General features: G+C 65.9%; 10 protein-coding genes. All 10 read left to right on the plus strand.

Features of this window, described 5'->3' with window-relative positions; all coding sequences use genetic code 11:
* Positions 1-53: 53 nt before the first annotated feature.
* The 10 genes from JCQ34_RS09075 (at position 54) to JCQ34_RS09120 (ending at position 13,483) form a co-directional block, all read left to right on the plus strand.
* Positions 54-836, plus strand: coding sequence for a trans-aconitate 2-methyltransferase (locus tag JCQ34_RS09075; RefSeq protein ID WP_286403969.1), 783 nt, complete (start codon positions 54-56; stop codon positions 834-836).
* Between the two features lie 139 nt (positions 837-975).
* The gene (locus JCQ34_RS09080) at positions 976-2,745 is read left to right on the plus strand and encodes an ABC transporter ATP-binding protein (RefSeq protein ID WP_286403971.1); all 1,770 of its coding nucleotides are present in this window, start codon (positions 976-978) and stop codon (positions 2,743-2,745) included.
* On the plus strand, positions 2,742-4,583 hold the full coding sequence (locus JCQ34_RS09085; protein ID WP_286403974.1) for an ABC transporter ATP-binding protein: 1,842 nt from the start codon (positions 2,742-2,744) through the stop codon (positions 4,581-4,583). Before JCQ34_RS09080 ends, JCQ34_RS09085 begins: the two co-directional genes overlap by 4 nt.
* Positions 4,580-4,960: a GntR family transcriptional regulator gene (locus JCQ34_RS09090; RefSeq protein ID WP_286403977.1), complete on the plus strand. Its 381-nt coding sequence runs from the start codon at positions 4,580-4,582 to the stop codon at positions 4,958-4,960. The genes JCQ34_RS09085 and JCQ34_RS09090 overlap by 4 nt, the downstream gene beginning before the upstream one ends.
* Positions 4,961-5,007: 47 nt before the next feature.
* Positions 5,008-7,932, plus strand: a complete 2,925-nt coding sequence (gene uvrA, locus JCQ34_RS09095) for an excinuclease ABC subunit UvrA (protein ID WP_286403980.1) — start codon at positions 5,008-5,010, stop codon at positions 7,930-7,932.
* Between the two features lie 79 nt (positions 7,933-8,011).
* Positions 8,012-8,728, plus strand: a complete 717-nt coding sequence (locus tag JCQ34_RS09100) for an HAD hydrolase-like protein (RefSeq protein ID WP_286403983.1) — start codon at positions 8,012-8,014, stop codon at positions 8,726-8,728.
* Positions 8,715-9,383, plus strand: a complete 669-nt coding sequence (locus JCQ34_RS09105) for a lysophospholipid acyltransferase family protein (RefSeq protein WP_286403985.1) — start codon at positions 8,715-8,717, stop codon at positions 9,381-9,383. The genes JCQ34_RS09100 and JCQ34_RS09105 overlap by 14 nt, the downstream gene beginning before the upstream one ends.
* Before the next feature lie 45 nt (positions 9,384-9,428).
* A complete protein-coding gene (gene uvrC / locus JCQ34_RS09110; RefSeq protein ID WP_286403987.1) occupies positions 9,429-11,474 on the plus strand; it encodes an excinuclease ABC subunit UvrC in 2,046 nt (681 codons plus the stop codon).
* A 66-nt stretch (positions 11,475-11,540) separates the two neighbouring features.
* Positions 11,541-12,464 carry an RNase adapter RapZ gene (gene rapZ / locus JCQ34_RS09115; protein ID WP_142133918.1) on the plus strand — a complete coding sequence of 308 codons (924 nt, stop codon included), beginning with the start codon at positions 11,541-11,543 and terminating at the stop codon, positions 12,462-12,464.
* Entirely contained in the window at positions 12,464-13,483 is a 1,020-nt protein-coding gene (locus JCQ34_RS09120; protein WP_286403991.1) for a gluconeogenesis factor YvcK family protein, read from the plus strand. The genes rapZ and JCQ34_RS09120 overlap by 1 nt, the downstream gene beginning before the upstream one ends.
* Positions 13,484-13,491 lie beyond the last annotated feature (8 nt).

The following is a 13,491-nucleotide window of genomic DNA, read 5'->3' on the forward strand; positions in this document are numbered from 1 at the left end:
TGCCGGGTTACGCTACGGCTTGCCCGTGTGCGCGTCAGAACCTGGAGATATTCATGAAATGGGACCCCGCAAAGTATGCCGAGTTTGGCGACTACCGGAACAGGCCGTTCTTCGACCTCACGGCCCGGATCCATGCGGAGGGGCCGGCGCACGTGGTGGACCTTGGGTGCGGGCCCGGGAACCTCACGGCAACCCTGGCCGAACGTTGGCCGGACGGGCGGGTGGTTGGCGTGGACTCGTCCGCGGAGATGCTGGCACAGGCTGCCCCGCTGGCGGCGAAGATCCCCGCCCTGGCATTCGAGCAGGCGGACATTGCCGCCTGGATGCCCGCTCCCGTGACCGACGTCGTGGTGAGCAACGCCGCCCTGCAGTGGGTCCCGGGCCACCAGGACCTGATGCGGAAGTGGCTTGAAGCCCTCCGGCCCGGCGCCTGGTTTGCCATGCAGGTGCCCGGAAACTTCAACGCCCCGTCGCACGCCCTGATGCGGGAACTGGCCGCCTCGGACCGGTGGGCGTCCAAGCTGGACGGGGTGCTGCGGGGCGGGGAAACAGTGGGGGAGCCCGGAGACTACCTGGGCATCCTGCTCGACGCCGGCTTCGCGGCGGATGCATGGGAAACCAGCTACCAGCAGGTGCTGCATGGCCAGGACCCGGTGCTGGCGTGGGTCAGGGGCACCGCGCTGCGCCCGGTCATGGGCGCCCTCAGCGAGGATGACGCCAAGCGCTTCGAATCCGAGTACGCCGCGGCCCTTCGGGACGCTTATCCCCAGGGCGTCCACGGCACGGTCTTCCCGTTCCGCCGGATCTTCGCAGTAGGCCGCAAGGCTGTGGGCTGATAGTTTTCAAAACCGTCACATGCCGTGACAGCGATGAAAAGTGATGTGGCTTACAATGGCGTCTGTGGTTTAGGGGTCAAGCTGCTGGCCCCCTCTTCGGCCAAACGCACATACAGGGGGTATTTTGCTGGTCGGACTCATGAAGCGGCAGCTTGCGGGCCAATACGGGCGGGTCGGCGCCATCGTCTTCCTCCAGTTGGTCCAGGCGGCCGCGAACCTGCTGTTGCCCACGGTGAACGCAGCCATCATCGATGACGGCATCGTCGCCGGAAGGCCTGAGGTGATCTCGCGGCTCGGGGTGCTCATGGCCGTCATCGCCGTGGTGCAGGCCGTCTCGGCCATCGCCGCGGGTTACCTTGGCGCCGTGGTGGCCATGAGGATCGGGCACCGCCTGCGGGCGGAGGTGTTCAGCAGGATCCAGTCGCTGTCCTCGCAGGATGTGGCCCTGTTTGGAACGCAAAGCCTGACCACCCGCGCAACGAACGATGTCCAGCAGGTCCAGGCGTTTGCCGTGCTGGTCTTCACCATGCTCTTTGCCGGGCCGGCCATGGGCATCGGAGGGATCGTACTTGCCGTGCAGCAGGACGTGGCGCTCTCCGTGGTCGTGATCGTCATCGTGCCCTTGCTCCTGCTCATCATGTACTTGATCGTCCGCCGGTTGATTCCGCTCTACCGGGAAGGCCAAGACCTGCTGGACCGGTCCGGCGGTATTCTCCGCGAGCAGATCATTGGCGCTGATGTCATCCGTGCCTTCGTCCGGCAGGGCCACGAAGTGCGGCGGTTCGCGGCGACCAACGCGGGCCTGACGGCAAACAACCTTCAGTCGGCGCTCTTGGTGGCCGGGATGCTGCCGATGATCATGCTGGTGGTCAACATCAGTTCCGTCGCCGTTGTTTGGTTCGGCGGCCACCGCATCCAGGCAGGACTGATGAACCTCGGGGCGCTTACGGCGTTCATCGCATACATCATGCAGATCCTGCTCGCGATCATGATGTCCATGTACGTCCTGATGACGGCGCCCCGCGCCGCCGTCTGCGCCGAACGAATCCAGGCGGTCCTCGACACCGAGCCGTCCGTCAGCAGCTCAGCGCAGCCGCACGCCCTGCTGGACCAGACCCGTTTCCATCACCCCCGGCTGGACCACACCCGTTTGGACCCGTCGCGCCCGGCGCCGCTGACATTCCAGGACGTGGGCTTTTCCTATCCGGGTGCAGAAGCCCCTGTGCTTGCCGGCATCAATTTTACCGCCGCTCCAGGTACCACCACCGCGATTGTCGGCTCCACAGGCAGCGGCAAGACCACCCTGTTGAATCTGGTTCCGCGTTTCCTTGACCCCACGGAAGGCCGGATCACGCTGGCCGGCCAGGACATCCGGAACCTGCCCCTGGACCAGCTCCGCGCCGCCATCGCAATCGTGCCCCAGCACTCCCACCTATTCACCGGAACCATCGCCGACAACCTGAGGATGGGCGCCCCCGACGCAACGGACGAAGAACTCTGGGCCACCCTGGAGGCGGCACAGACCATGCGCTTCATGCGTGACCTCCCCCTGGGGCTTGCCACCCCTGTTGGCCAGGGCGGCGCCAGCCTGTCCGGCGGGCAGCGGCAAAGGCTGTGCATTGCCAGGGCCCTGCTGCGCAAAGCGCCCCTTTACCTCTTCGATGACAGCTTTTCGGCGCTGGACTACGACACGGACACCAGGCTGCGGCAGGCCCTGGACCAGCAGCTCGCCGCGGCAACAACCATCCTGGTTGCCGAGCGGATTTCCGCCGTGGAGGACGCGGAGCTCATATTGGTGCTCGACGACGGCGGCCTCGTTGCGCAGGGGACGCACCAGGAGTTGCTGGAAACCTCAGCCACCTACCGGGAGATTGCCGAATCCCAGCTCGCGTTGGACGGCACGCTGTGACGGCCGGGGAGGAATCCGGGGAGGCGGCGCAGAAGTTCTGGCCAACTGCCGGCAGGCTCCTTGGCCTCCTGCGCCCCTTCCGGCTGCACATGCTGGGGGCAGTGGCGGCCACCTGCGCGTTCGCGGGCCTTAACGTTGCCGCCCCAAAGTACCTGGGTGATGCCACCGACGTGGTGGTGGAGGGCGTCTTCCAAGGCACCCTGGACCAGCGCCTTGGAATCCTGCTGGCGGCCGTGGCCATGATGTATGTCTTCGCCTCCCTGTTCAACTGGGTGCAGGGCGCACTGACAGCCCATGCCGTACAAGGTCTCATGTATGGCCTGCGCGCCTCGGTCGAGGACAAACTTCACCGCCTTCCCTCCACCTACTTCCGGGAGCGCTCCCGGGGTGACGTCCTGAGCCGGGCCACCAACGACATCGACAACATTGCGCAGGCCCTCAACCAGGTCCTGACCCAGCTGATCGTGTCGGTGCTGATGCTCTTCGGTTCGCTGGCCATGATGCTGTGGATCTCGCCGCTGCTTGCAGCCATTGCCGTTGCCACCGTTCCCATCTCCACCTGGATCACGTTCCTGGTGGCCAGGCGGTCGCAGGAACACTTCGCGGTGCAGTGGAAGGAGACCGGCGAACTCAACGCCCACGTAGAGGAATTCGTCAGCGGGCACGAGGTCATCAAGGCCTTCGGCCGGCAGGGACATGCGGTGGAAGTATTCAGCCGCAGCAACGGGCGCCTGGCACGGGCAGCTGCCAAAGCGCAGTATTCGGCGGGAGTGGTCCAGCCGCTGATGGTGCTGATGTCCAACCTCAATTACATAGCGGTTGCAGTGGTGGGAGCCCTGCAGGTCATCGCGGGGGCCATGACCATCGGGGGCGTCCAGGCCTTCATCCAGTTCAGCCGGTTGTTCACCCAGCCGGTGGGCCAGATCGGGGGGCTCCTCAACGTCATGCAGTCCTGCGCGGCGTCCGCGGGCAGGGTTTTCGTGCTCCTGGATGCACGTGAGGATCCGCAGGAGCCAAACCTGCAGCAGCAGGACCCGCCGGAGCAGGACGGGCGGCCTTCCGGCGCTGCGGCCGGGGGCGCCATCGTTTTCGACGACGTCACGTTCGGCTACCCCGGCTCCGTTCCCGCAGTCCGCAACCTCGCCTTCACCGTGGAACCGGGACAGTCGGTGGCAATCGTGGGACACACCGGCGCGGGCAAGAGCACAGTGGTGAACCTGCTGATGCGGTTTCTGGAGCCCACGTCCGGCAGGATCACCATGGGTGGACTCAACATCGCGGACATCCCCCGGGACCACCTTCGTGCCCGGTTTGGCGTGGTGCTGCAGGATTCCTGGCTTTTCGGAGGCACCATCCGCGACAACATCGCCTACGGCCGGCCCGACGCCCCGGATGCTGCCATCGTCGCCGCGGCAGAGGCCACGCATGCGGACCGCTTCATCAGGTCCCTGCCGCACGGCTACGACACTGTTTTGGAGAACGGAGGGGATCCGCTCAGCCAGGGCCAGCGGCAGCTCCTGACTATCGCCAGGGCGCAGCTCGCCGGGCGCTCCGTTCTCGTCCTGGATGAGGCAACCAGTTCGGTGGACTCCAGGACTGAGCTGCTCATCCGCCAGGCGATGCAGCGGCTGCGCCACGGGCGGACAAGCTTCGTGATCGCCCACCGTTTGTCCACCATCCGTAACGCTGATCTAATTCTCGTCATGGACCACGGACGCATCGTCGAGCAGGGCACGCATGGAAGGCTCCTTGCCGCCAACAGCTACTACGCCAGGCTGTACAACGCCCAGTTTGCAGAACGCGAAGGCAAGGCGGGCGTCCTGGAGGGCGGCCTGTGAAAGCTGCTACCGACTTCCCGGGGTCCTGGCGGCCCAACCAGGCCAGCAGCGTAGCGCTGTTCGAGCAGCTTCGTCTGCAGGTCATCCACTTGGCGGACAGCGGTGCACTGGCGCCCGGAACCAGGCTCCCTGCGGTAAGGGCCCTCGCGGAACAACTCGACGTCGCCCCGCACACCGTCGCCAGGGCCTACAAGGAGTTGGAGGCGGCCGGCGTCGTCGCCACCCGTGGCCGCAACGGCACGGTTGTTTGTGCCCGTGATGAGCGGCTGGGAGGCCTCTCCGACGCCGCGGCCGCATATGCCGCCGTCGCAAAATCCCAGGGCGCCAGCTTCGCCGAAGCGGTCAAGCTGCTGGCCGCCGCCTACGATGTTCCCTGAGGGCGGAACGGTCAGTGTTCGAAAAAGTTTTCGATTAGCATTATGGGGTGCCTAAAGCCTTAGCTGAAGAAACCCCTGCCCCCTCCGCTTCCCTCGCCGTACCCTCCGCGGCCGCCCTGGAACGCCCGGACCTCTCCCGCCTCGTGGTGAAGGGCGCGCGGGAGCACAACCTGCGCAACGTGGACCTCGACCTGCCGCGTGACGCCATGATCGTCTTCACCGGCCTCTCCGGATCCGGCAAGTCGTCCCTGGCGTTCGACACCATCTTCGCCGAGGGCCAGCGGCGCTACGTCGAATCACTCTCCGCTTATGCACGCCAGTTCCTGGGCCAGGTGGACAAGCCCGACGTCGATTTCATCGAGGGCCTCTCCCCGGCGGTCTCCATCGACCAGAAATCCACCAGCAAGAACCCGCGGTCCACGGTGGGCACCATCACCGAGATCTACGACTACATGCGCCTGCTCTGGGCGCGCGTCGGCCGGCCGCACTGCCCCGTTTGTGGTGAACCGGTGTCCAAGCAGACCCCGCAGCAGATTGTCGACCAGCTCCTTGAACTCGACGAGGGCACGCGCTTCCAGGTCCTGGCCCCGGTGGTGCGCGGACGCAAGGGGGAGTTCGTTGACCTCTTCAAGGACCTCACCGCCAAGGGCTACTCGCGGGCGCGCGTGGACGGCAATCTCATCCAGCTGAGCGATCCGCCCAAGCTGGGCAAGCAGTTCAAGCACACCATCGAGGTGGTGGTGGACCGCCTGGTGGTCAAGGAAGGCATCAGCCAGCGGCTGACAGACTCCATCGAGACCGCCCTGGGACTGGCCGAGGGCCGCGTCCTGGCGGAGTTCGTTGACGTTGATGCGGATGCCCCCGAGCGGATACGGGCGTTCTCGGAAAATCTCGCCTGCCCCAACGAGCACCCGCTCGCCATCGACGAGATCGAGCCCCGCTCCTTCTCCTTCAACAATCCCTTCGGCGCCTGCGCGGCCTGCAGCGGCATCGGCACCCGGCTGGAGGTGGATGAGGAACTCATCGTTCCCAACCCGGAACTGTCCCTGTCCGAGGGCGCCATCGCTCCATGGTCCATGGGAACCGCCACCACGGAGTACTGGAACCGGCTGCTGGAGGGCCTGGCCAAGGAAGTCGGTTTCTCCATGACCACGCCGTGGGAGAAGCTGGGCAAGGACGTGCGCCAGATCGTCCTGCACGGCAAGGACCACAAAGTGGTTGTGCAGTACCGCAACCGCTTTGGCCGTGAACGCAAGTACAGCACCGGATTCGAAGGTGCCATCCAGTACGTCCACCGCAAGCACGGCGAGACCGACTCCGACTGGGCCCGCGACCGCTACGAAGAGTACATGCGGCAGGTTCCCTGCCCCGCGTGCAATGGTGCCCGCCTCAACCCGGCATCACTGTCCGTCCTCATCAACGGCAAGTCCATCGCCGAGGTTGCCGCCCTCCCCATGCGGGAATGCGCAGATTTCCTGAACAACCTGGTGCTGACCGGACGCGAAGCCCAGATCGCCCACCAGGTCCTCAAGGAGATCCAGGCACGGCTGACCTTCCTCCTGGACGTCGGCCTGGAGTACCTCAACCTGGAGCGGCCCTCGGCCACCCTGTCAGGCGGAGAAGCCCAGCGCATCCGGCTGGCCACACAGATCGGGTCCGGCCTGGTGGGTGTCCTCTATGTCCTCGACGAACCGTCCATCGGCCTGCACCAGCGGGACAACCGCCGGCTCATCGAAACCCTCACCCGGCTCCGCGACATGGGGAACACCCTGATCGTCGTGGAGCACGACGAAGACACCATCCACGTGGCCGACTGGATCGTGGACATCGGACCCGGCGCCGGCGAGCACGGCGGCCAGGTGGTCCACTCCGGCACATACAAGGAACTGCTGGACAACAGGGAATCGCTGACCGGTGACTACCTGTCCGGCCGCAAGGCCATCGAGGTACCCAAGAAGCGCCGCAAGTACGACAAGAAGCGCGAGATCAAGGTAGTGGGCGCGCGGGAGAACAACCTCGTGAACGTCGATGCCGCTTTCCCCCTGGGCCTCTTCACTGCGGTTACCGGCGTGAGCGGTTCGGGCAAGTCCACGCTGGTCAACGAGATCCTCTACAAAGTCCTGGCGAACAAGCTCAATGGTGCCAAGCAGGTGGCCGGGCGGCACAAGACGGTCCAGGGCCTGGAGCAGCTGGACAAGGTGGTGCACGTCGACCAGAGCCCCATCGGCCGGACTCCGCGGTCCAACCCGGCCACGTACACGGGCGTCTTCGACAACATCCGCAAGCTCTTCGCGGAAACCACCGAAGCCAAGGTCCGTGGCTACCTCCCCGGCCGCTTCTCCTTCAACGTCAAGGGCGGCCGTTGCGAGGCGTGCTCCGGCGACGGCACGCTGAAGATCGAGATGAACTTCCTGCCTGACGTCTACGTCCCCTGCGAGGTGTGCCACGGGGCCCGCTACAACCGGGAGACCCTGGAAGTGCACTACAAGGGCAAAACCATCGCGGATGTCCTCAACATGCCCATCGAAGAGGCCGCCGAATTCTTCGCGGCGTTCTCACCCATCGCACGGCACCTGAACACCTTGGTGGACGTGGGACTGGGCTACGTGCGGCTGGGCCAGCCGGCCACCACCCTGTCCGGCGGCGAAGCGCAACGGGTCAAGCTCGCGGCGGAACTGCAGAAGCGCTCCAACGGACGCAGCATCTATGTCCTGGACGAGCCCACCACCGGCCTGCACTTCGAAGACATCCGCAAGCTGCTCATGGTCCTGCAGGGCCTGGTGGACAAGGGCAACACCGTGATCACCATTGAGCACAACCTGGATGTCATCAAGAGCGCGGACTGGCTGGTTGACCTCGGGCCTGACGGCGGTTCGGGCGGCGGCCAGATTGTCGCCGCAGGGACGCCGGAACAGGTGGCGAAGTCCAGCACCAGCCACACGGGGAAGTTCCTCGCCGAAATACTGGGCTGAGCGAAGGAATTACAAGAGAAGTATTCCTCGCCGGGAATGCGAGTTTCAGGCACTCCTGCTGTCGTGAGAAACTAACCCGGTGACTTCAACAACAGTGCCCGTGATCTTTGACCTGGACGGCACTCTTGTCGACCCGGCCGGTGGAATAACCGGGGGGATTGCGTCGGCCCTCCGCGGGCTGGGGCTCCCCGTTCCCGGCCAGGACCTGCTGGACTCGATGATCGGCCCCAAGCTGAGCGATTCACTGCTCAACGTGGCAAAGGTGCCGGCGGACCGCCTGGAAGAGGTGGTCCGCCGCTACCGCGACTACTACGTCGCCACAGGCATCGCCCAGAGCCGGCTGTACCCGGGCATCCGCGAAATCCTCGAATCGTTCGCAGAGGCTGGACGCCCCGTGGCCGTTGCCACCCAAAAACCGCAGCGGCTTGCCCACAAGGTCCTTGCCCACCACGGCATTGACGGCTTCTTTCACGGCATCCACGGGTCCGCCGACGACGAAACGCTGGTGGAAGGCGTCCCGCTCGGCAAGACGCAGATCATCGCCGCCGCCCTCCGGGACCTGGACACCCGGCACGCCATCATGGTGGGGGACCGTGCCCAGGACGTTTCCGGTGCAATCGCCAACGGGCTGGACTGCATCGGGGTTGTCTGGGGCTTCGCGCCGGACGGGGAGTTGGAGGAAGCCGGCTCCGTGGCGGTCGTCAATACCGGCGAGGAACTCGTAGCCGTGATCGAGCGGCTCCAGTCGATCCACACTGCGGCCATGAGCGGGGTGAGCAACGATGGAAATGTTTGATGCCGTCCGCTGGACCACCCGCAACCTGATCGCCGGCACCTGCCGGCCCACCGTCGTCGGCCTCGACAACGTCCCTACCGATGGCCCCTTTATCGTTGCACCCAACCACCTGTCCTTTTTCGACAGCGTGATCGTCCAGGCGCTGATGCCCCGGCCCGTCGCCTTCTTCGCCAAGGCTGAATACTTCACCACCGGCGGCGTCAAGGGCAAGGTCATGAAGGCCTTCTTCGAGTCCGTGGGCTCCATCCCGGTGGAGCGCGGGGAACAGGCTGCCAGCGTGCAGGCCCTCAAGACCCTGCTGGACATTTTGGAAGCCGGGCGCGGCATCGGCATCTACCCGGAGGGCACCCGCTCCCGTGACGGCATCCTCTACCGGGGGCGCACCGGGGTTGGCTGGCTGGCGCTCACCACTGGGGCTCCCGTGATTCCCGTGGGCCTGATCGGGACCGAGCAGCTCCAGCGCGCCGGCGAAAAAGGGGTCCGGCCGCAGCACTTCACCATGAAGGTGGGGGAGCCGCTGTACTTCGACAAGACGGGTCCGGACCACTCCCTTCCGGCCCGCCGTCAGGTTACGGATCGGATCATGGACGCCATCGCCGAACTCAGCGGCCAGGAACGCTCTGCGAGCTACAACCAGAGCAAGTCCGCCGAATAGCCGGGGCTGGCAGGGAGACCCGGCGCGACTCAGTAGACTTGATAGGTGGCAAATCCAGCAAGTTACCGCCCCAAAACCGGTGAAATCCCCACCAACCCAGGCGTCTACCGGTTCCGCGATCCGCACGGCCGGGTCATCTACGTAGGCAAAGCCAAGAGCCTGCGGTCGCGGCTGAACTCCTATTTCGCCAACCCGGCCGGGCTGTTGCCCAAGACCTATGCGATGGTCCACGCCGCCAGCAGCGTCGAGTGGACCGTAGTGGGCAGTGAGCTGGAGTCGCTGCAGCTGGAATACACCTGGATCAAGGAATTCAAGCCCCGGTTCAACGTGGTGTTCCGGGATGACAAGACCTATCCGTACCTTGCCGTGACCATGAGCGAAAAGTACCCCCGGGTGCAGGTGATGCGCGGCGACAAGCGGAAGGGGACGCGCTACTTCGGTCCGTACACAGCCGGGGCCATCCGGGAAACCATGGACACCCTGCTCCGCGTTTTCCCTGTCCGGAGCTGCAGCGCCGGTGTCTTCAAACGGGCTGAGGCCAGCGGGCGGCCGTGCCTGCTGGGATATATCGATAAGTGCTCAGCGCCCTGCGTGGGCCGGATCTCGCCACAGGACCACCGGGCACTGGCTGACGACTTCTGCGCCTTCATGGGCGGTGAGGCCACCAGGTTCATCAACAAGCTCGAGAAGCAGATGGGCGACGCCGTGGCGAAGCTCGACTATGAGCACGCTGCCAGGCTCCGGGACGACATCACCGCGCTGCGCAAGGTCTTCGAACGGAACGCGGTGGTCCTGTCAGAGGACACCGACGCCGACGTCTTCGCCCTGCATGAGGACGAACTCGAGGCCGCCGTCCAGGTGTTCCACGTCCGCGGTGGCAGGATCCGCGGCCAGCGAGGCTGGGTGGTGGAGAAGGTGGAGGACTTCAGCACCCCTGATTTGGTGGAGCACCTGCTCCAGCAGGTTTACGGCGAGGACGGCGATACGCACGGTCGGCTCCCACGCGAAGTCCTGGTGCCTGTGGCGCCCAGCAATATGGAGGACCTGGCGAAGTGGCTGGCCGGCATCCGCGGCGCCAAGGTGGACATCCGGGTACCCCAGCGGGGGGACAAGGCGGCGCTGATGTCCACCGTGCGCGAGAACGCCGAGCACGCGCTGAGGCTCCACAAGACGCGGCGCGCGGGCGATATCACCGTCAGGTCCCAGGCCCTCCAGGAACTCCAGGAAGCGCTGGACCTGCCCGTTCCGCTGCTGCGGATCGAGTGCTTCGACGTTTCCCACGTACAGGGCACCAACGTGGTGGCCTCCATGGTGGTGGTGGAGGACGGACTCCCCAAGAAGTCCGACTACCGCAAGTTCTCCATCACGGGTCCCGCGGCGTCCGATGACACGGCCGCCATGCACGACGTCCTCACCCGCCGGTTCCGCCACTACCTGCAGGACAAGTCCGCGCAGGTGGATGAGTCCGTCCTGGCGGCGGACGGGTTGGCGGTGGACGGGCTGGTGGCGGATGGCCAGCCTGAGGCTGACCAGGCGGCCGAAACCGAAGCTGCCGCCCTCGACACCACCACCCCGGCGCCCAAGGCAAAGTTCGCCTACCCGCCCAACCTGGTGGTGGTGGACGGCGGCCAGCCCCAGGTGAACGCAGCGGCCCGAGCCCTGAAGGATCTTGGCATCGATGATGTGTACGTCGTGGGGCTGGCCAAGCGCCTGGAGGAAGTGTGGCTTCCGGACAGCGACTTCCCGGTAATCCTGCCCCGCACGTCCCAGGGGCTGTACCTGCTGCAGCGGATCCGTGACGAGGCGCACCGCTTCGCCATCACGTTCCACCGCCAAAAGCGCGGCAAGGCCATGACCGTCTCGGCGCTGGACGCCGTTCCGGGGCTGGGTGCCTCCAAGCGCAAGGCCCTGCTGGCGCACTTCGGCTCGGTCAAGGGCGTGAAGGCTGCCACCGTGGAAGAGCTTGCCCAGGCGAAAGGCATTGGCCCGGCACTGGCCAATGCCATCGTGCACCACTTCGCTGCCGACGGGCCCGAAGCGGTCACAGTGCCGGCGATCAACATGACCACCGGCGAAATCATTGAATCTTAGCTAGGGTAAAGGGCGGGGCAGCGCCATCGCCGCCCAAGGGGACAACGAGGAAACGGGGCAGGCTTCATGGCAGACACGACGGCGGAATCCGGGGCCGGCCACGACGGGATGGAACCCGTCAAACCGGTCGAAGCGGAGCTGCTGGTGGTCACCGGAATGTCCGGCGCCGGACGGAGCACGGCAGCCGACGCACTGGAGGACCACGGCTGGTATGTCGTAGAGAACCTGCCGCCGCAGATGCTGGGCACGCTGGCGGAACTGGTCTCGCACGCACCGCAGTCCATTCCCCGGCTGGCAGTGGTCATCGACGTCCGCAGCAAAGGTCTCTTTGCCGATATCCGTTCGGCTCTGCATGCACTTGCCGCCAGCGGGGTCACCTTCCGGGTCCTGTTCCTTGACGCCAGCGACAACGTCCTGGTCCGGCGGTTTGAACAGGGACGCCGTCCGCACCCGCTGCAGGGTGGTGGACGCATCCTTGACGGTATAGCGGCCGAACGTGAGCTGCTGCAGGAACTGCGCGACAGCTCCGACGTCGTCCTGGATACTTCCAACTACAACGTCCACGGCCTGGCCACCGCCATTACGGAACTGTTCAGCGAAACTGGCCCCGTCGCCCTGCGGCTCAACGTCATGAGCTTCGGCTTCAAGTACGGCCTGCCGGTGGACGCGAACTACGTGGCCGACGTCCGGTTCATCCCCAACCCGCACTGGGTGCCCCAGCTCCGCCCGCAGACCGGCCTGGACAAGGACGTCAGTGACTATGTGCTGGAGGCCGAGGGCGTCAAGAACTTCGTGGACCGCTACGTCCTTGCCCTGGAACCCGTCCTGGAGGGGTACCGCAGGGAAAACAAGCACTACGCCACCATCGCCGTGGGCTGCACCGGCGGGAAGCACCGCTCCGTTGCCGTGGCCGTGGAACTTTCGAAGAAACTCGCACAGTATCCGCGGGTCACGGTGACCACCGCGCACCGGGATCTGGGCCGCGAGTAATGGCCCTGTTTACCGGAGCCCTGCCCCTGGTGCCGCCGGCCGCTGGTAAGGGCTCGGGCCAGCAGGACAAGGGTCCCAACGTGGTGGCCTTGGGCGGCGGCCACGGCCTGGCGGCCTCGCTCTCGGCACTGCGGCTGCTCACCTCCGAGCTCACCGCGGTGGTCACGGTAGCGGACGACGGCGGCTCGTCCGGGCGTCTGCGCGAGGAGTACGGCGTCCTACCGCCGGGAGACCTCCGCATGGCACTGTCCGCGCTCTGCGACGACACAGACTGGGGCCGCACCTGGCGCGATGTCATGCAGCACCGGTTCCGAGCCGGGAAGGGCCCGGGCGGCTCCCTTGACGAGCACGCCATGGGCAACCTGTTGATCGTGACGCTTTGGGAACTGCTGGGCGACGCCGTCGCAGGGCTCAAGTGGGCCGGAGCGCTGCTCGGGGCACGGGGGCAGGTCCTGCCCATGTCAACCGTTCCGCTCACCATCGAAGGCGATGTGCGCGTGACCGCCCCGGACGGTGGCACCAGCCTCCAGACCATCCGCGGCCAGGCGCGCTGTGCCGTGGCCGGTTCGTTGGAGGAAGTCCGGCTCCTGCCCGAGGCAGCCCCGGCGTGCACTGATGCCCTGACGGCCATCGAACTGGCGGACTGGGTGGTCCTCGGCCCCGGCTCCTGGTACACGTCGGTCCTGCCGCACCTGCTCCTGCCGGAGATGCGGCAGGCCCTGTGCAGCACGCCGGCCAAGCGCTGCCTGACCATGAACCTTGCCACGGACACCAAGGAAACCAGCGGCATGACGGCCGCGGACCACCTGCACGTCCTTCGGCGCTACGCCCCGGAGTTCAGCGTGGACGTGGTCCTGGCCGATCCGGCGTCGGTGCCGGACAGGCAGGAGTTCGAGAAGGCTGCCGGCATGCTCGGAGCGGAAGTTGTCTTGGGTAAAGTAGGGGCGTCGGGACGCCGGCCCGTCCACGAGCCGCTTCGGCTGGCCACGGCGTACCAGGACATTTTTGGGAACAGTTAGGAAGGTGC

It is taken from the genome of Pseudarthrobacter defluvii (assembly GCF_030323865.1).
Lineage (GTDB): Bacteria > Actinomycetota > Actinomycetes > Actinomycetales > Micrococcaceae > Arthrobacter > Arthrobacter sedimenti.

Excerpts from the sequence above, each read along its gene's own strand:
- JCQ34_RS09080 (WP_286403971.1), top strand. The coding sequence starts at position 976 with ATGAAGCGGCAGCTTGCGGGCCAATACGGGCGGGTCGGCGCCATCGTC.
- rapZ (WP_142133918.1), top strand. The coding sequence starts at position 11,541 with ATGGCAGACACGACGGCGGAATCCGGGGCCGGCCACGACGGGATGGAA.
- JCQ34_RS09105 (WP_286403985.1), top strand. The coding sequence starts at position 8,715 with ATGGAAATGTTTGATGCCGTCCGCTGGACCACCCGCAACCTGATCGCC.
- JCQ34_RS09075 (WP_286403969.1), top strand. The coding sequence starts at position 54 with ATGAAATGGGACCCCGCAAAGTATGCCGAGTTTGGCGACTACCGGAAC.
- JCQ34_RS09120 (WP_286403991.1), top strand. The coding sequence starts at position 12,464 with ATGGCCCTGTTTACCGGAGCCCTGCCCCTGGTGCCGCCGGCCGCTGGT.